Raw genomic sequence first — 17,416 nt, forward strand, 5'->3', positions numbered from 1 at the left:
GCCGGGACTCAGGCGCTGCGGGTCTCCTCGGCGAGGGCGGCGAGCGCCTTCTCGAAGCACTCCTGCGGCGGCTGCACGAGGCCGGCGCCGACCTGACCGGTACCGGCTATCCGCCCGGCCATGCCGGTGTTGATCTGCGGCAGCCAGCCGGTGCGCGCGACCTTGAGGACGTCGATGCCGGTCGGCGAGCCGCGGAAGCCCATGATCGGGATGGCCATCGCCGGGTTCTCCGCGAGCGTCACCTGGTACATCCGCTCGGTCGTGGCCAGCGCGTCCGGAACCGAGCCGCCGACGAAGCGAACGATCGCCGGGGCCGCGGCCATCGAGAATCCGCCGACGCCGTAGGCCTCCATGATCGCGGAGTCGCCGATGTCGGGGTTGGCGTCGTCCGGGCCGTAGTCGCCGAGGAAGAGCCCGACCGGCGTGTTCGCCGGGCCGGTGAACCAGCGGTCCCCGGTGCCCGCGGTCCGGATCCCGAACTCGGTGCCGTTGCGCGACAGCACGGTGACCATCGTCGAGCCGGGGACGTCGCGGGCGGCGTCCATCGCGAGCTTCGCCGTCGGCATGCCGAGGTTGAGGAAGAAGTGCTCGTTCCCACCGATGAACGTCAGGACGGCGGCGATGTCGGCCGACGGGACGCCCTCGACCGCGACGATCGAGGGCGACAGCTCCCGCAGCGTCATCAGCGAGCCGGCGCGGTTGCGGTTGTGCCCCTCGTCGCCCATCTGGAGCATCTGCGCCAGCACGCTCTTCACGTCCAGCGGGTCGTTGCCGGCGTCGATCGAGCCGCGCACCGCCTTCTGCAGGATCGGGCCGAGCACTGAGCGCATCCACGCCAGCCGCGCCTGCACCTCCTCGTTGAAGGCGCCCATGCGCAGCACCTTGCCGAGGCCCTCGTTGAGGTTGCAGAACGCCTGCCCGCCGTGAACCGGGTCCTTGAGGCACCACAGCCACATCGACGGCGACGTCACCCCGGCCATCGGTCCGACGGTGCGGTGGTGGTGGCACGGGTCGAGGGCGATCTCGCCGGCGGCCAGGATGCGCTCGGCGTCCTCCACGTCGGTGGCCCAGCCCTCGAAGAGGCACGCGCCGATCAGGGCGCCGCGCATCGGGCCGGATGCGGTCTCCCAGGTCAGCGGCGGGCCGGAGTGCAGCAGGGTGCGGTCCGGCAGGCCGATCACCTCGCGGGCCGGACGGACGTCGACCAGTTGCGAGCCTGCGGCGAGGATCCGTTCGACGGCCACCCGGTTGGCGGCGTTGCGACGGGGGTCCAGCGCCAGGGCGGCGAGGTCCGCAGGGTCGCCGAAGCCGGGCGGACGCCAGTCGACGTCGTGCACGTCGGCGCCCTGGGCGCGCAGCGCGTCGGAGAAGACGTCGACGCCCGCGGCGACGATCGTCGGGGGCGCGGAGAGCAGTCCGCCGAGGGTCATGACGCCTCCTCGCTGGCGCTCGTCGGGCACATGACCCGTGTCGCTCTATCCATCGATGAGCTCGCGAGCTCGCTCATGCAGAAGCTCCCAGCAGGTCGAGGGCGTACCGCGTGGCGGCGGCGTTGGAGGCGAAGACGGCCTATCCATCGATGAGCTCGCGAGCTCGCTCATGCAGAAGCTCCCAGCAGGTCGAGGGCGTACCGCGTGGCGGCGGCGTTGGAGGCGAAGACGGCGGCACCGGCGGCCGCCAGGGCGTCGGCCTGACGGGACCAGCCCTGCGGGTCACCCTCGGTGCCGATCAGGGCGATCACCACGGGCAGGGAGGCCTGCGACCGAGCGGTGGTGAGCGCCGGGACGAGCGCGCCCGCCGGGTCCGGATCGGCGCCGTGGCCGAGGACGACGTCCATGAGCAGCACCGCGGGCTCCCCGGACGCGGCGAGCGCGGCCAGCGCCTCCAACCGCAGGGTCGGGTCGATCATCGGGTGCGCGCGGCCCACGGTGAGGGCGTCGTCCCCGAAGTCGATGACCACGTGGCCGGAGGCGGACAGGTCCGTACCGAGATCGAGTTCCGGCTCCAGCGGGGTGTTGGAGCGGATGTCGCCGAGCACCGGCGCCGCCAGCAGCATCGTCTCGTCGGCGAGCGTGCCACCGGAGTAGAGGCCCTTCAGCACGGCGCCGGGCGCCGCCGACTCGGCCGGGCCCGGGCGCGACGGCCAGGCCGGGACGTCGCGCCCCATGTCGGTCAGCAGGCCCTCGACCGCGGCGGTCAGATCCGGCGTCTCCGGCGAGAGGACGGCGGAGCGCACCGGGACCGACAGTCCGGCGCCGAACTCCTCGACGGCCCGGGCCACGGGCGGCGCGGGCGGCTTGGAGACCACCAGCACCCGCTCGGTGGCCTCGTCCGCGTCCAGCGCGGCGAGCGCGTCCAGGGTGGCGAGCCCGCCGACGGCCTCGGACAGGTCGCGCCCGCCGACGCCGAGGACGTGCGAGACGCCCACGCCGGCCATGTCGAGCAGGCAGGAGATCTGCTGCGCGCCGGTCCCGGACGCGGCGACCAGCCCCACCGGCCCCGGACGGACGACGTTGGCGAAGCCGAGGGCGACACCGGAGACGATCGCCGTCCCGCAATCGGGGCCCATGACCAGCACACCCGCCTCGTGCGCGGCCCGCTTGAGCGCGACCTCGTGCTCGACCGGGACGCCGTCGGAGAAGACCAGCACGCTGCGGCCGGCGGCGATCGCGTCGGCCGCCTCGGCGACGGCGTACTGACCGGGAACGCTGACGATCGCCAACGCCGGGCCGTCCCCGTCGAGCTCGGCCAGCCCGGCGCCGATGGTGCGCTGCGGGATGGCCTGCGCCGAGCCGCTCGAGCGCTCGCGCGCGGCCAGGGCGGCGTCGACGGCGGCCAGGGCCCCGGCCAGCGCGTCGTCGTCCTCGGCGTGGACGGCGATCAGGAGCTGCTCGGGAGAGGTGGGCTCCTCGGGGGCGAGGCCCATGTTCGCCGCGAGCTCGAGGTTGAGCGGCGTCGCCATGGCGACCAGGACCGCGGTGACGCCGTCGGTGGCCGCGACGTCGCGGCTCACCTGCATGAGCTTGACGGAGTCGGCGTAGACGCCGGATCGCAGCGCGACCGACCGCACGCCGGACGTGACTGAAGGGGCTCCCGGGGGCGGTGAGACGCTCACCCCGGAACCGTACCCATCGATGTCTCAGCGGTGAAGTATCCGCATCCGATCGCAATAACGATTTAGCACTGAGGTACTTCCGCCGCGCCGTGGCGCATGACACATTGGCGCCTCCTGGTGGTGGCAACGCCCGTTGACCGGCACCGATTCGGTTCGGAAGTGGTGTCAGAGGAGGCGCTCAGATGGCGTTCAGCTGGAAGCTCTACGGGGACGGCAAGACGCCGCCCCTCGGTGAGGCGGTCGCCCCGGACGAGCGGCTGTCCTGGCCGCGGACCGTCGGGATCGGCGCGCAGCACGTCGTCGCCATGTTCGGGGCGACCTTCGTCTTCCCCCTCATCATGGGGCTGGACGCCAACCTCGCGATCATGATGAGCGGCATCGCGACGATCATCTTCCTGCTGATCGTCAAGGGGCAGGTGCCCAGCTACCTGGGCACCAGCGCCGCCTTCGTCGGCGGCGTCGTCGCCATCCGGGCGAACGGTGGTGACTCCGGCGACGTCGTCGGCGCGATCCTGGTCGCCGGTGTCGTGCTGGCCCTCGCCGGCCTGGTCATCCACTTCATGGGCGCCCGCGCGATCAACGCCGCGCTCCCGCCGGCCGTCACCGGCGCCGTCGTCATGCTGATCGGCTTCAACCTGGCCCCGGTCGTGGCCGGGGTGTACTGGCCGCAGGACCAGTGGGCCGGCCTGGCGACCATGACCTTCGTCATCGTCGCCTCGCTGCTGCTGCGCGGTTTCTGGTCGCGCATCTCCATCCTGCTCGGCCTGATCTTCGGCTACCTGCTGTCGGTCCTGCTCGACGTGACCGCCGGCCCGATCACCTCGCCGGATGCCACGGGCGCGGTCGTCACCCGCGACCGGATCAACTTCGACACGGTCGCCCAGGCCGACTGGATCGGCCTGCCGGAGTTCACCGCACCCAGCTTCTCGCTGAACTTCAGCCTGCTGGTGCTGCCGGCGGTCATCGCCCTGATCGCGGAGAACGCCGGCCACGTCAAGGCCGTCGCGGCGATGACCAAGCGCGACCTGGACCCGGTCATGGGCCGCGCGATCCTCGCCGACGGCGTCGCCACCGTCGTCGCCACCTCGGTCGGCGGCTCGCCCACGACCACCTACGCCGAGAACATCGGCGTCATGGCGGCCACCCGCGTCTACTCGACGGCGGCGTACTACGTGGCCGCGATCGTGGCGATCCTGCTCGGGCTGTGCCCGAAGTTCGGTGCGCTGATCAACATCATCCCGCCCGGCGTGCTCGGCGGGATCACCGTCGTCCTCTACGGGATGATCGGCCTGCTCGGTGCCAAGATCTGGAAGGAGAACCGGGTCGACTTCGCGAACCCGATCAACCTGGTGCCGCTGTCGGCCGGGATCATCATCGCCATCGGCAACGTGACCCTGAACGTCACCGACACCTTCCCGCTCAGCGGCATCGCCCTGGGCACGATCGTCGTCGTCGCCGGCTGGCACATCGCCCGGGCGGTGGCACCGCCGGAGATGAAGGCAGCGCTGCTGGAGGAGGGCGGGTTCGTGGGCGGGACCGGCCCGGCGCTCGGGCACACCGGCGGGCACGAGGTGCGGCCCGACCCGTCGTCGGTCGACCAGGTCGGCCGCCCCGGTGTCCCGCACAACCACGGAGAGGGCACGCTCAACCGGTGAAACCAGCTCCGTTCCGTTACGCCGACCCCGGCAGCCTGGATGAGGTCCTGACGGTTCTCTCGTCCGAGGGTGCGGGCGCCAAGGTGCTCGCCGGTGGCCAGTCGCTGCTCCCGCTGCTCTCCATGCGGCTCGCGGCGCCGACCACGCTGGTGGACATCAACCGGGTGCCCGACCTCGACTCCGTCGAGGTCACCGGGGACGGCGTGACGGTGGGAGCGCTGGTGCGACACAACGCACTGCTCGGGGGCCACCCCGATGCCATAGCCGCCGCCCGGGTCCAGCCGCTGCTGGCCCGGGCGACGGCGAACGTCGCCCACCCGGCGATCCGCAACCGGGGCACCACCGTCGGCTCGATCGCGCACGCCGACCCCTCCGGCGAGATGACCTCGGTCCTCGCCCTCACCGACGGCTCCGTCGAGGTGGCCACCCCCTCCGGAGTCCGCACGGTCGGCTGGCAGGACCTGTTCGTCGGCCCGCTGGAGACCTCGATCTCCGGCCCCGCCGTCGTCACCTCCGCCTACTTCGGGGCGCTGCCGCCGCGCTCGGGAACCGCGTTCGCCGAGGTCGCCCGCCGCAAGGGCGACTACGCGGTCTGCGGCGCCGGCGTCGTCGTCACGCTGGATGCCGACCGCCGCGTCGCCGCCGTCCGCGCCTCCTACGTCTCGGTGGGGCTGACCCCCGAGGTGCACGATCTGACCGAGGCCGTCGCCGGGTCGCCGGTGGAGAAGGCCGACTGGGCGGCCGCCGGCGCGCTCGCGCGCACACTGGTCGACCCGGACACCGACATCCACGCCAGCGCCGACTACCGGCGTCTGCTGGTCGGCGTCCTCACCGAACGCACGTTGGCCGAGGCTGCGGCCGAGGCCGTGGGGAGAGTTGCGTGACCGACTCCGAACGGACCATCACCCTCACGGTGAACGGTGTTCCACGGAAAGCGACCGTGCCGGTGCGCCGGCTGCTGTCGGACGCGCTGCGCCACGACCTCGGGCTGACCGGCACGCATGTGGGCTGCGAGCACGGCGTCTGCGGCGCCTGCACGGTGCTGGTGGACGGCGACCCGGTGCGCTCCTGCCTGCTGCTCGCCGTCCAGGTCGAGGGACACGAGGTGACGACGGTCGAGGGTCTGGCCCGCGACGACCACCAGGGCGGACACGTGCTGCACCCGGTGCAGGAGGCCTTCCGCGAGTGCCACGCGCTGCAGTGCGGGTTCTGCACGCCGGGCTTCCTGACGACGATCGTCGCGGGGCTGGAGAAGCGGGACAACGCCGCGGAGCTCACCGAGGAGGAGGTCGACGACATGGTCGGCGGCAACCTCTGCCGGTGCACCGGCTACGCCAACATCAAGAAGGCCGTGCACACCGCGAACGCCGCGATGCGGGACGGCGCATGACCACGACCCGCCCAGGCATAGGTACCTATACGTGTGTTCTCGCGGCGGAAACGCAGGTAAAGGAACCTATGCCTGGCGTGGTCGGGGGGCGCGACGTGGGGGGACGGCGGTGACGACGAAGCTGTTCGGTGAGCCGGTCCGCCGGCGCGAGGACGCCCGGCTGATCATCGGCAAGGGCCGCTACCTCGACGACATCGGCTCGCAGGCACTCGCGGCCGCCTTCGTGCGGTCGCCGCACGCGCACGCCCGCATCACCGACATCGACGTCGAAGGGGCCCTGGACGTCGAGGGCCTCGTGGCGATCTACACCTACGACGACCTGACCGGGCCGATGGCCGAGCCGCTCCCGGTGCTCATCCCCCACCCGCAGCTGACCGAGCCGCGAACCGCCTATTCGCTGGCCCGCGACGTCGTGCGGCACGTGGGCGAGCCCGTGGTCATGGTGGTCGCCACCGACCGGTACGTCGCCGAGGACGCCGCCGAGAAGATCGTCGTCTCCTACGCGGAGCTGCCGGTCGTCGTCGGGGTGGATGCCGCGGTGGAGGCGAGTTCGTGCGTCCACGACGACGTCGCCGACAACGTGGCCGCCCGGCACCGCCAGGAGACCGGCGACGTCGAGCCGGTGCTGGCGGCGTCGCCGCACACACTGAGCTTCACGCAGTACATCGAGCGCAGCGCCAGCATGCCGATGGAGGGCAAGGGCGTGCACGCGAAGTGGGACGCCGACGACCGGTCGCTGCGGGTGTTCACCAGCACCCAGGCGTCGACGTCGGTGCGCGCGGCGATCGCGGCCAAGCTCGAGCTGTCGCTCGACCGGGTCGAGGTCATCGCGCCGGACGTCGGCGGCGGCTTCGGCGTGAAGATCGTGCACCCGTGGCCGGAAGAGCTGCTCATTCCCATGGCCGCGATCGCGCTGCAGGCCGAGGTGAAGTGGGCCGAGGACCGCCGCGAGCACTTCATCTCGAGTGCCCACGAGCGGCAGCAGCGGCAGGACATCACCGTGGGCTACGACGACGAGGGCCGGATCACCGCGCTCGACGTCCACGTCCTGCACGACAACGGCGCGTACACGCCCTACGGGATCATCGTCCCGATCATCACCGCGACCCAGCTGGTGGGCCCGTACGTCATCCCCGTGTACCGGGTGCGCGTGGACAGCGTCTACACCAACACCGTCATCGTGACGCCGTACCGCGGCGCCGGGCGGCCGCAGGCCTGCTACGCGATGGAGCGGACGATGGACCGCATCGCGGACGCGCTGGGGCTCGACCGCGCCGTCGTCCGGGAGCGGAACCTGATCCAGCCCGACCAGTTCCCCTACGACCACCACCTGACGTTCCAGGACGGCCGGCCGGTCATCTACGACTCGGGCGACTACCCCGGGCTCGTGGACAAGCTGAAGGCTCTCGTCGGCTGGGACGACATCGAGGGCCTGAGGACCGAGGCCGCCACCCGCGGCAAGCAGCTCGGCATCGGCATGGCGCTGTACGTGGAGGGCACCGGGCCCGGGCCGTACGAGGGCGGGCACGTGCAGGTGCTCGGCAGCGGCAAGGTGCTGGTGTCGACCGGGCTGACGTCGCAGGGCCAGGGGCACGAGACGGCGTTCGCACAGATCGTGGCCTCCGAGCTGGGCGTGCCGATCGAGGACGTCGAGGTGACCACCGGCGACACCCGGCGCTTCGGCTACGCCGTCGGCACGTTCGCCTCGCGGGCCGCGGTGATGAGCGGCAACGCGATCGCGCTCGCCGCTCGCGGCGTGCGGGAGAAGGCCCTGCGGATCGCCGCCGACGTGCTGGAGGCGTCGCCGGAGGACCTCGAGATCGACGAGGGCCTGGTCCAGGTGAAGGGCGTGCCGGGGACGTCGATCCCGCTGCGCACCGTCGCCGTCCTCTCCAACCCGCTGCGCTACGCGTTCGACGAGGCCGCCCAACAGGCCACCCAGTTCGTCACGCACGACGACTCCAAGCCGCCGGTGGCCGAGGGCGATGCGCCCGGGCTGGAGCACCGCGACTACTACTCGCCGCTCCGGTCGACGTTCGCGTCGGGCGCGCACGCGGCGATCGTGGAGATCGACCCGGCGACGTGGGAGATCGACATCGTCAAGTACGCCGTGGTGCACGACTGCGGCAACGTGGTGAACCCGATGATCGTCGAGGGCCAGGTGCAGGGCGGCGTCGCGCAGGGCGTGGGCGGCGCGCTGTACGAGCGGATGGTCTACGACCGGGACGGCCAGCTGCAGAACGCCTCGTACATGGACTTCCTCATGCCGTACTCGAGCGAGGTGCCCGACGTCGTCATCGACCACCAGACGACGCCGTCGCCGCTGAACCCGCTGGGCATCAAGGGCGCCGGCGAGGCAGGCGTCATCCCGGGGACGGCCGCGATCGCCTCGGCGATCGAGGACGCGGTGGGACGGCGGATCACGTCGATGCCCATCTCCCCCACGGAGCTGTACGACCTCGTGCGCTCCCCAGAATCGGAATTGACCGCCGCGGCCGCGAGCCGGGCGGGGACTGGAGTGATGGCGTGAATCTCGACGGCTCAGCGGTGCTCTCGGCCGACCCGGAGAAGGTGTGGTCGGTCATCACCGACCCGGCCGTGCTGGCCCGGACGATCCCGGGCTGCGAGTCGCTGGAGCAGGTCGGGGACGACGAGTACAGGATGAACGTCTCGGTCGGGGTCGGCGCGATCCGCGGGACGTACGCGGGTGAGGTGCGGCTGTCGGACCAGAAGAAACCGTCGTCGTACGTGATGCACGCGTCGGGTGCGGGTGCGCCGGGGAACGCCCGGGCGACGGTGACCATCAATCTGGAGCCGGCCGGTGACGGGAAGACCAACCTGACCTACTCGGCCGATGCCGTGATCGGCGGCCCGGTCGCGGGCGTGGGCCAGCGGATGATCACCGGCGTCGCGAAGCGGATGGCCGGCCAGTTCTTCACGGCGATCGACGACGAACTGACCGGCACGGTGGTCCCGATCGCCGCGGCGCCGTCTGCGGCTGCGACCAGCGACGCCTCGCTGGTGGCCGGCGGAGCACCGAGTCCCGCTGCGGGGCGGACGTTCGCCGGCAAAGCCGCGGCCGCTGCTCCGGGCGGCGACGCCCAGACGCTGCTCCTGGGGGCCGTCGGCGGCGCGGTGCTGACCCTGATCGGCGTCCTCGTCGGCTACCGCCTCGGCCGCCGCTGACACTCCACGGCAGCCGGATCGTGCACAGGCGGTCAGATCCCCGGCTGATCGACCGTCAGACCGTGCGCTCGGGCGGCTTCGGCGAGTCGCGCGTCGTAGGCGATGAGCGCCTCCAGATCGGCGTCGAGCTGAAGCGCCGTGGCCAGATGCATGGCATCGAGGCTCCGTAGCACTGCCGGGCTCAGCTCGGCAGCGGACTCGACGATGGCGCTGTCCATGGGCAGGAGGTCGATACCGCGGAGCAGATTCCTCGCGGGCGTCAGCAACGTCTCGTCCACGCGCCTGCATGCACGGAGGACCTCGACGCGTGTCAGGGCGCTGGAAACCAGTGGTGCTTTCGCCCGGGACACGGTCAACCATGATTCGAGCTCGTCGCTCTCCGCTTCCTGCAGGATCAGTTTCACCACGGCGGACGAATCGAGGTAGATCACAGCCGTTCTTCGCGTAGCTCGTCCAGCACGGCCTGACTCTCGACGCCTTCCACGCGCACGCGAGCGGGAAGCTGCAGTGGTCCGCTGGCCGGAATCAGACGGCCCTCGGCGATCAGCCGGTCACGAGCTGACGCGGCAGGACTCGGCGGGGTCAGCAAGGCGATGAGTGTGCCGCGCTCGGTGACCTCGACCGTTTCTCCGGCCTTGACGCGAGCGAGGTACTGGCTCGCGTTCTGACGGAGCTCTCGCACACCGATCCGCACCATCCGGCTACAGTAGCACTCGAAGTGCTACCGACCGGCGGCCGATTCGCCGTCCGCGACGTCCAGGGGGATGCCGGTCTCGCGCTCGGAGACCTGCCACAGGACGTCGAGCTGCTCCTGCAGGCCCGACCGACGAAGGATCGGGCGTCGTACAGCGGGCCCGTGGGAGCCGTATCGCGGCGCGTAGAGCTCGCCGCCCCTCGCTCGCGGGTCGGTCGCGGCGCGGAGCTGCGGACGCGCGCCCTCGAACGGCGTCATCCCTGAGCGCGCCGTCATCACCTCGAAGAACGCCCCGACCCAGCCGGCGCCGCCCTCGCGCACCGAGCGCGCTTGCAGGTCGGTGTTGGACAGTCCGGGGTGCGCCATCAGGCTCTCCGCCGCTACTCCGGCCCGGGAGAACTGCTGCTGCAGCCCCAGACCGAAGTGGAGGTTGGCCATCTTGGCCCGCGCGTACGACGCCCACGCCCCGTAGTTCCGCCGCATGTGCGGATCGGCGGGGTCCAGCCGCCGGGCCCGGTGGCGGGCCGTGCTCGTCACCGTCACGACCCGTGCCGCCGGCGCCGCCAGCAGCGCCGGCAGCAGGTGCGCCGTGAGCGCCCAGTGCCCGAGATGGTTGACGCCGAACTGAATCTCGAACCCGTCGACCGTCGTCCGCTGCGGCATCGCCATCACGCCGGCGTTGTTCACCAGCAGGTCGAGGCGGTCGTGTCCCGCCAGCACCTTCTCGGCAGCGGCCTTCACCACCGACAGGTCACCGAGATCGAGCGGCACCACCTCCAGCGACGCCGCGGGGTACCGCTCGGCGATCCGGGCCACCGCAGCCGTCGTCTTCGCCGGATCCCGCGCTGCCATGACGACGTGCGCACCCGCACCGGCCAGCGCCAGCGCCGTCTGGAAGCCGAGCCCACCGTTCGCGCCGGTGACCACGGCCGTGCGCCCGCTCAGCTCGGGGATGTCCTTCTCGGTCCAGGCCATGCACCCATCCACGCACGTACGACACAGGTTCGCGACGTCGGCAGGACACCGACGCCCTCGCACGCGACGCGCGACGTCCGGCTACTGCCGCTCCGGCGGGTGCTCGGCCCGCCACTCGTCGAAGGTGGCGAGGAACGACTCGGCCATGCCCTTCTCGGTCAGCACTTCGGCCCGGTCACGCTCGTCGACCATCCGCTCGCTCAGCGCCCCGGTGTTGAACTTGATCGCGCGGAAGTAGGGGATGAACGACGCCGGCGTGAACGCCCGCTTCGACGGCCGCGGCTCCAGAGCCTCCGGCGCCCACGGGGGAGCCGGCGCGAGCGGCTCGAGCCCGAGCGACTCCAGGGCGGTCAGGAACGGCTCGTCGTCCGGCCGGTCGGTGAAGTCGCGGGAGAGCTCCCGGAACACCTCCGCCCCGTCCGGGGCCACCGCCACGATGACCGGGCGGAAGATCGACGCGTCGTCGTCCCAGGCACCGAGCGGCCGGGCGAGCTCGGTGCCGCCGGGATCGCTGACCCACCGGAACGGCAGGTGCCAGGTGCGGTTCATCGCCAGCTGCACCTCCGGCGGGTCGGTGGAGGCGAGCACCACCTCGGTTCCGGCGTCGGTGAGGCGGGACAGCGACCGGGCCAGGCGGACCGCCTGGGCGCAGCAGTACGGCTACCAGTCGCCGCGCAGGCCGAGCAGGAGCAGGGCGGCGCGCTCGTCGGAGCGCAGGGCGAGCAGGTCGGCGGGATCCATCGTCCGAGCGTAAGCACGACCCGCCCGTCACCGCTGGTCGACCGGCAGTGCCGGGATCAGGAGACGCCCGCCTGCTGCAGGGCGTTGGCCATCAGCCCGGTCAGCACCGGGTCGACGACGAGGCTGCCGCCGGCGGTGAGCGAACCGACGGCGAGGACGAAGCCGCCACCCGGATGGTCGTAGTAGGTGATCTCGCCGCCCACGCCGCGGGCGTCCGGTTGGCCCACGGCCAGCACGACGAGCCCGCCGGGCAGGGTCGATCGGGGCACGTCGCGCGGGGACATGGCACAGTCGGCCGGCGCGGTGGAGGTGGAACCGGGGCCGTTGCTGGTGTCCACCTCCCATGCGCTCGCCTTACCGTTCCCGAATCCGGTATTCAGGCCGGAATCGCCGAAGATGTCGCCGTTCGACACGCCGGTCCCCGCGAACAGGGGATGATCGGCGGCCTGCACGACGAAAGGCGAGCCGGGCACACCGCAGCGTTCGGTCGCGACGCCGATCAGCGAGCGTTCCGGCCTGCCGAGTTGCCGGAAGAGCGCGTCCTCGCGCGGCCCGCCTTCGATGCCCAGACGGAAGATCATCTCGGTCTGCGCATTGTCGTATTCGCCGACCTCGAAGATGCCGTTGCCGGCGATGTAGACGAGGCTTCCGCCGGCGTCGAGATAGGCCGCCGCGTTGTCATACATCTGCGTCGTCCAGTACTCGGGGTGGGTGTCCACGATGAGGCACGAGTACTGCCCCGCGTCGCAGCCGTCGTTGTGGAAGTCGATGTCGGTGTACACGTCCGGGCGGTGCCCCTGTGCCTCCAGCCAGCCGAGCACCCAGAGCTCGCCGCGGGTGAGATGCATGTCCGTGTGCGGTGCCGCCCCCGGCATCGGGCGCAGGAAGCTGGTGCGGGCCAGCCCGGAATACTTCGACTGGCCGCCCCAGCCGTTGTAGGCCAGCCAGGTGTTCGCGTTGGCGAGGACCGCGACGTCCGACCGGTCGGCGTGAGCCGGTTTCACGACGAAGGTGACGTCGCAGGTGTTCCCCCCGGGGTCCGTGCAGGCCGCCGAGTAGAGGCCGGGGGTCCAGTCCGGCGGAACGGTGAGGCCGAACGTCTCGGTCCAGCCGCAGCCGAAACGCCACGGGGCGGCCTGCACGGCCTGCCGGTTCGCCGTGAAGGGCACCTCGCGCACGGGGAAGGAGTCGACGGACGCCGAGGTGGACGTGTGCCGCCGGAAGGAGGCGACCGACTCTCCCTCCCCCGACATGTGGAACGAGATCGCCTCTCCGGGCGCCGCGGAGAGTGGCCAGCAATAGCCCTCGATCGGCCGCAGGGACGACGTGGCGACCCAGATCGAGCCCTCGGTCGGGTGGTATCCGACCAGGTCGTCGAAGAGGTCGCCGTTGACGCTGCCCCTGGTGAACTGCCAGCCACCGGGGGGCGCCACGGTGGCCCACGCCTCGGGGAAATCGAATCCGGCGCCGTTGTTCTCTCCGACCCACACCGTGCCGTTGCCGGAGTGGTAGGCGGCCAGGTCGGCCCTGTCCCGCCCCCTGAACCGGCCGGCAGCGATGCGCCAGCCCGCCGGGGGCTGCACGCCCGCCCACTGACCGAGGACGAACCCCGAGTTGTGGTTCTCCCCCACCCAGACGGACCCGTCGCCAGGGTTGTACGCGACGACGTCGGTACGCCCGTCGCCGATGAAGTCGCCCGTGGCGAGCTGCCAGCCCTGCCCCTGCGGCAACGTCGCCCATGCCCCGACGAGGCCGAACGAGTTCCCCAGGTTCTCTCCGACCCACAATCCGCCGCTCGCGACGTGATGGGCCAGGAGGTCGGCCTTCGCCTTGCCCGTGAAGTACCCCGCCTCGATCTGCCACCCCGCAGCGGGTGCGAGCGTGGCCCACCGCCTGAACTCGAACGTCGCGCCTCGGTTCTCACCCACCCAGACGCTGCCGTTGCTCGGGTGGTAGGCGACGACGTCGGACAGACCGTTGCCGGTGAAGTCGCCCGTCACGAACTGCCAGCCCGCCGCGGGAGACAACGTCGCCCACGGGGCGGTGAAGGTGAAAGCGCCGCCGCTGTTCACCCCCACCCACAACCCGCCGTCGGCCGGCCGGTACGCCAGCAGATCGCTCCGCGAGGGGTCGGAAAAGGCTCCGGAGCCGATCTCCCAGCCTGTGGGCGGGGCAACCGTCCCCCAGCGGGTCAAGCGGAACACTCTGTCGGGCACGGCATTCTCCTGTCTTTCGGAACAGCCGTCGAGAACCCCCGCGAGCGTGCGCTTCCACGCGACGACGCCGGATTACTCCGCTCCGATCGCTCGCGTCAACACGGCGCGTCCCCGCGACGGTTCCGCTCCCGGCGACACCCCGGGCCGTCGTCGGTGTCGCGAACTGCGCGTGTCGCGGCATGACCGCAGAGTGAGAACCGCTGTGTCTGGGACCAGGCGGCGTCGTCCAGAGGTCACCGCCCGGCCGCCACGGGCTCAGCCCTGGAGCGTCCGGCTGCGCGCTCGGCCCTCCGCCCGCAGCTGGACGGCCGTCAGCACCTCCCACCGGATCGCGGTGCTGCCCGGCTGCACGAACAGCCAGTAGCGGGTGAACCTCCGCCGGGTCGCATAGTCGGTCGCCAGCACCCGCGTCTCCGAGCTCAGCTCCGTCCCGCCCCGGGACGGCGTCAGCCGGAAGTCCATCACCGCCTTCACCCAGCCCGGCTTCATCCAGTTGTGCAGATGCTCGGCATCCAGCGACGGCGGCTCCTCACCACCCCTCAGCCGCCACGCCTGGAGCACCCCGCCGAAGACGACGGAACGGGGCGGCTCCGACGCCAGCAGCGGGACCGGCAGCGATTCCAGGAACGGCCGGTCGCGCAGCTGCCCCAGCCCGTGGCCGGACAGCAGCACCGGCAGGAACCGGGCAGCACTCAGGACGACGGTCACCGGCAGACCGCTCAGCTGGACGGCGTGCAGCTCCTCCCACACGACGTCCGGCGGGGCGTCGATCCACCGCGCCTGCCGGGTGACGTAGTGGGGGTTCAGCAGCACGTCGTCGAGATCCATGCCGGCTAGCTATCCCGCGGGGTCAGCGCGCACTCATGGGCGTCGGAGCGCGCCGGGCAGGCCACTGCGCGTCAGAGGGCGGCGTAGACGGCGTTCGTGTACGCCTCGCTGCGCGGCGAGCCGATGATGCCCGGCGCCATCCGGTTCATCAGATACGTGATCGTCAGCCGCCGGTCGAGATCCATCACGGCCAGAGAGCCGCCCCAGCCGCCCCAGAACGCCACCCGCCCGGCGGGCAGGTACGGCACCGTCTCCGTCGGGGTCAGCGCGTAGCCGATGCCGAACGTGAGCGGCGTCATCAGGACGAGGTCCACGCCGTCGGACTGCTGCCGGAACACCAGGTCGACGGTGCGGTCGGACAGCCGCACCGGTCCCGACCCGCCGAGCGTCAGCGTGCGCATCACGTCCAGCAGCCCGCGGGCGTTGGTGTGCCCGTTGAGCGCGCCCATGTCCGCCCGCCGCCACTCCGGCGAGTTCGCCGCCTTCACCGACGACTTCGGGCCGAGGGACGTCCTTCCCCGCACCGACCCGGGGTCGAGCGGCTCCTCCGGCTCGGGCGGCGGGGCCACCACCGGCGCGATCCGCGACCAGTCGGACTCGGCCGCTCCGATCTGGTAGTCCGCCCCCAGCGGTCCGGCGATCTCGTCGGCCACGAACTTCTTGAACGTCTTGTTCGTGATCCGCCGGATCACCTCGCCGACCAGGTGCCCCTGGTTCTTGGAGTGGTAGCCCGACGCCGTCCCTGGCTCCCACCACGGCGCCTGCTGGGCCAGCCGCTCGGTCGACGTCGTCCAGTCGTACATGTCCGTGATGGAGAACGGCGGGTCCCAGCCCGAGACGCCGGACGTGTGCGACATCAGGTGCCGCACCAGCACGTCCTTCTTGCCCTTCGCCGAGAACTCGGGCCAGTAGTTGCCGACGGGCGCATCGACGTCCAGCTCGCCGCGCTCGACCAGCAGCAGTGCGGCCAGCGAGAGCACGCACTTCGTGGTCGACCAGCCGTTGACGATCGTGTCCTGCGTCCACGGCTCCGTGCGGTCGAGATCCCGGTAGCCGCCCCAGATGTCGACGACGGTCTCACCGTCGAGGTCCACCGCGATCGAGGCGCCGAGCTCGTCGCCGTCCAGCTGTGCCGCCAGGGCGTCCCGTACCCCCGCGAACCGCTCGTCGCAGGTGCCGTGGACCTCGGCCATGGAGCCTCCTCGTCGACCGCGCGCCGGCAGCGCCCGGCGCCGCCGACCGGATCCCACCACGGGGGCACGGCCCCGACAACGGCGGTGCGACGCACGGACGGCGCCGGTGGCCGGCCGAGCGGATCCGCGCGTGTGCGGTGTCCCGCGGAGCGCCATGCTGCCGGGGAACCTCGGCACGCGGGGGCCGGCATCACCGCATGGAATGGGGAGGATCCACATGCTGGAGCGGCTCGGGATCGACGGCACCACCGCCCTGCTCGTGGTCATCACGACGATCGGGATGTACCTGGCCCTCGTGCTGTTCGTCAGGGTGCTGGGCCAGCGCACCCTGGCCAGCATGTCCAGCTTCGACCTCGGCTGCGCGATCGCCCTCGGTGCGGTGATCGGCCGGACGACGCTGCTCCTGGAACCCACTCTCATGGTCGGGCTGGTCGCCATGGCCACGCTGTTCGCCGTGCAGATCAGCCTGGTCCGTCTCCGCCGGAACCGGTGGGTCGACCGGCTGATGAACCGTCCTCCGGTCCTCCTGATGGACGGCCCCGTCCCGCTGCACGAGAACCTCCGCGCCAGCCACGTCGGGGAGGACGAGCTGCGCCAGAAGCTGCGCCTGGCCGGGGTCAGGGATCCCGCGGAGGTCCGCTGCGTCGTCCTCGAGCGCAACGGCTCGGTGAGCGTGATCCGCCAGGACCGCCCGCTGGACCCGTGGCTGTTCGACGACGTCCCCGGTGCCCGGCGCCTGTCCGTCGGGGACGGACCACCGGGGGACTGACCCCCGCCACGGGCTGTCCACGCGGGGTCATCGACTCAGAGGCGGCGCTCCAGGACGTGGCCGGTCGCGGCGAAGTCCTGGTTGCCCGCCAGCCCGCCGCGCCTGGTCTCGACCAGCCGGAAGCCCTCGCTCTCGTACAGCTTCCGCGCCGGGTTGCCGTCCAGCACCGTCACGGTCACGTAGCCCTCGCCACCGAGGTCGTCGGCGTGGGCCAGCGCGTGCCGCAGCAGCGCGCGCCCCACGCCCCGCTGCTGCGATTCGGGATGGACGTACATCCACGTCACCTCGGCGTGGGCGTAGGCCACGAAGCCGACCACCTCGCCGTCCAGCTCGGCCACCCACACCTGCTCGTCGAACAGCCCCTCCCGCTTGGCCGTCTCCGCGAGGGGCCGGAACGCCTCCACCCCCACGGACGGCGCCAGCTCCTGCAGCCGAGCGGCGTCGTGCGCCCGGGCGATCGCGTCCCAGTCCGCGGGCCGGTACTCCCGGATCTCGACAGCCATGCCCTGAACACTCCTCCGCTCCCGATCGTCGCTGTCCACCGGCTCGCCGGAACACATCGGCGGACGGCGGACTTGGAGCCGACAGCGGCCCGACCGACGGCGGCTGGCATCCGCACGGCGCCCCGAGGACCCGCGCCTGCCCCGACGCAGA

Annotated in this window: 15 protein-coding genes and 1 pseudogene; 6 read left to right on the forward strand and 10 right to left on the reverse strand. The window is 71.8% G+C overall.

The window, feature by feature from the left end; all coding sequences use genetic code 11:
• Positions 1-8: 8 nt before the first annotated feature.
• Both FHU33_RS24200 and FHU33_RS24205 read right to left on the reverse strand, forming a co-directional pair.
• Positions 9-1,430, reverse strand: a complete 1,422-nt coding sequence (locus FHU33_RS24200; RefSeq protein ID WP_142028168.1) for a YlbE family protein — start codon at positions 1,428-1,430, stop codon at positions 9-11.
• 167 nt (positions 1,431-1,597) lie between these two features.
• Positions 1,598-3,115 carry an AllF/FdrA family protein gene (locus FHU33_RS24205; RefSeq protein WP_246064210.1) on the reverse strand — a complete coding sequence of 506 codons (1,518 nt, stop codon included), beginning with the start codon at positions 3,113-3,115 and terminating at the stop codon, positions 1,598-1,600.
• A 182-nt stretch (positions 3,116-3,297) separates the two neighbouring features.
• Here FHU33_RS24205 and FHU33_RS24210 point away from each other — a divergent pair, with 182 nt between their 5' ends.
• The 5 genes from FHU33_RS24210 to FHU33_RS24230 all read left to right on the forward strand — a co-directional run bounded on the left by FHU33_RS24210 (position 3,298) and on the right by FHU33_RS24230 (position 9,346).
• Positions 3,298-4,770, forward strand: coding sequence for a uracil-xanthine permease family protein (locus FHU33_RS24210; RefSeq protein ID WP_142028169.1), 1,473 nt, complete (start codon positions 3,298-3,300; stop codon positions 4,768-4,770).
• A complete protein-coding gene (locus FHU33_RS24215) occupies positions 4,767-5,654 on the forward strand; it encodes an FAD binding domain-containing protein (protein WP_142028170.1) in 888 nt (295 codons plus the stop codon). Before FHU33_RS24210 ends, FHU33_RS24215 begins: the two co-directional genes overlap by 4 nt.
• Positions 5,651-6,160: a (2Fe-2S)-binding protein gene (locus tag FHU33_RS24220; protein ID WP_142028171.1), complete on the forward strand. Its 510-nt coding sequence runs from the start codon at positions 5,651-5,653 to the stop codon at positions 6,158-6,160. The genes FHU33_RS24215 and FHU33_RS24220 overlap by 4 nt, the downstream gene beginning before the upstream one ends.
• Before the next feature lie 109 nt (positions 6,161-6,269).
• The gene (gene cutA / locus FHU33_RS24225) at positions 6,270-8,690 is read left to right on the forward strand and encodes an aerobic carbon-monoxide dehydrogenase large subunit (protein ID WP_142028172.1); all 2,421 of its coding nucleotides are present in this window, start codon (positions 6,270-6,272) and stop codon (positions 8,688-8,690) included.
• Entirely contained in the window at positions 8,687-9,346 is a 660-nt protein-coding gene (locus tag FHU33_RS24230) for an SRPBCC family protein (protein ID WP_142028173.1), read from the forward strand. Before cutA ends, FHU33_RS24230 begins: the two co-directional genes overlap by 4 nt.
• A gap of 32 nt (positions 9,347-9,378) precedes the next feature.
• Here FHU33_RS24230 and FHU33_RS24235 read toward each other — a convergent pair whose 3' ends face one another.
• From FHU33_RS24235 to FHU33_RS24265, 7 genes and pseudogenes are all read right to left on the reverse strand, one after another.
• A complete protein-coding gene (locus FHU33_RS24235) occupies positions 9,379-9,777 on the reverse strand; it encodes a type II toxin-antitoxin system VapC family toxin (RefSeq protein WP_142028174.1) in 399 nt (132 codons plus the stop codon).
• A complete protein-coding gene (locus FHU33_RS24240) occupies positions 9,774-10,043 on the reverse strand; it encodes a type II toxin-antitoxin system Phd/YefM family antitoxin (protein WP_142028175.1) in 270 nt (89 codons plus the stop codon). Before FHU33_RS24240 ends, FHU33_RS24235 begins: the two co-directional genes overlap by 4 nt.
• A 24-nt stretch (positions 10,044-10,067) precedes the next feature.
• Positions 10,068-11,015, reverse strand: a complete 948-nt coding sequence (locus tag FHU33_RS24245; protein WP_142028176.1) for an oxidoreductase — start codon at positions 11,013-11,015, stop codon at positions 10,068-10,070.
• 81 nt (positions 11,016-11,096) lie between these two features.
• Positions 11,097-11,663, reverse strand: a pseudogene (locus tag FHU33_RS24250) (peroxiredoxin family protein); the annotation flags it as partial.
• A gap of 149 nt (positions 11,664-11,812) precedes the next feature.
• Complete coding sequence (locus tag FHU33_RS24255; RefSeq protein WP_142028178.1) at positions 11,813-13,972, reverse strand: N,N-dimethylformamidase beta subunit family domain-containing protein; 2,160 nt, start codon at positions 13,970-13,972, stop codon at positions 11,813-11,815.
• A 255-nt stretch (positions 13,973-14,227) separates the two neighbouring features.
• Positions 14,228-14,800 carry a hypothetical protein gene (locus FHU33_RS24260; RefSeq protein ID WP_142028179.1) on the reverse strand — a complete coding sequence of 191 codons (573 nt, stop codon included), beginning with the start codon at positions 14,798-14,800 and terminating at the stop codon, positions 14,228-14,230.
• 71 nt (positions 14,801-14,871) lie between these two features.
• Positions 14,872-15,993 (reverse strand): serine hydrolase domain-containing protein, encoded by a 1,122-nt coding sequence (locus tag FHU33_RS24265; RefSeq protein WP_142028180.1) that lies wholly within the window; start codon positions 15,991-15,993, stop codon positions 14,872-14,874.
• A 217-nt stretch (positions 15,994-16,210) separates the two neighbouring features.
• Here FHU33_RS24265 and FHU33_RS24270 point away from each other — a divergent pair, with 217 nt between their 5' ends.
• The gene (locus FHU33_RS24270; protein WP_170182699.1) at positions 16,211-16,762 is read left to right on the forward strand and encodes a DUF421 domain-containing protein; all 552 of its coding nucleotides are present in this window, start codon (positions 16,211-16,213) and stop codon (positions 16,760-16,762) included.
• A 35-nt stretch (positions 16,763-16,797) separates the two neighbouring features.
• Here the strand turns inward: FHU33_RS24270 and FHU33_RS24275 are convergent, their stop codons facing one another.
• Positions 16,798-17,265: a GNAT family N-acetyltransferase gene (locus tag FHU33_RS24275; RefSeq protein WP_211355358.1), complete on the reverse strand. Its 468-nt coding sequence runs from the start codon at positions 17,263-17,265 to the stop codon at positions 16,798-16,800.
• Positions 17,266-17,416 lie beyond the last annotated feature (151 nt).

This window comes from Blastococcus colisei (assembly GCF_006717095.1).
Lineage (GTDB): Bacteria > Actinomycetota > Actinomycetes > Mycobacteriales > Geodermatophilaceae > Blastococcus_B > Blastococcus_B colisei.

Bases quoted from the DNA above. Each gene is read 5' to 3' on its own strand.
- FHU33_RS24275 (WP_211355358.1), bottom strand. From the start codon at position 17,265: ATGGCTGTCGAGATCCGGGAGTACCGGCCCGCGGACTGGGACGCGATC.
- FHU33_RS24265 (WP_142028180.1), bottom strand. From the start codon at position 15,993: ATGGCCGAGGTCCACGGCACCTGCGACGAGCGGTTCGCGGGGGTACGG.
- FHU33_RS24270 (WP_170182699.1), top strand. From the start codon at position 16,211: ATGCTGGAGCGGCTCGGGATCGACGGCACCACCGCCCTGCTCGTGGTC.
- FHU33_RS24260 (WP_142028179.1), bottom strand. From the start codon at position 14,800: ATGGATCTCGACGACGTGCTGCTGAACCCCCACTACGTCACCCGGCAG.
- FHU33_RS24210 (WP_142028169.1), top strand. From the start codon at position 3,298: ATGGCGTTCAGCTGGAAGCTCTACGGGGACGGCAAGACGCCGCCCCTC.
- FHU33_RS24200 (WP_142028168.1), bottom strand. From the start codon at position 1,430: ATGACCCTCGGCGGACTGCTCTCCGCGCCCCCGACGATCGTCGCCGCG.
- FHU33_RS24240 (WP_142028175.1), bottom strand. From the start codon at position 10,043: ATGGTGCGGATCGGTGTGCGAGAGCTCCGTCAGAACGCGAGCCAGTAC.
- FHU33_RS24245 (WP_142028176.1), bottom strand. From the start codon at position 11,015: ATGGCCTGGACCGAGAAGGACATCCCCGAGCTGAGCGGGCGCACGGCC.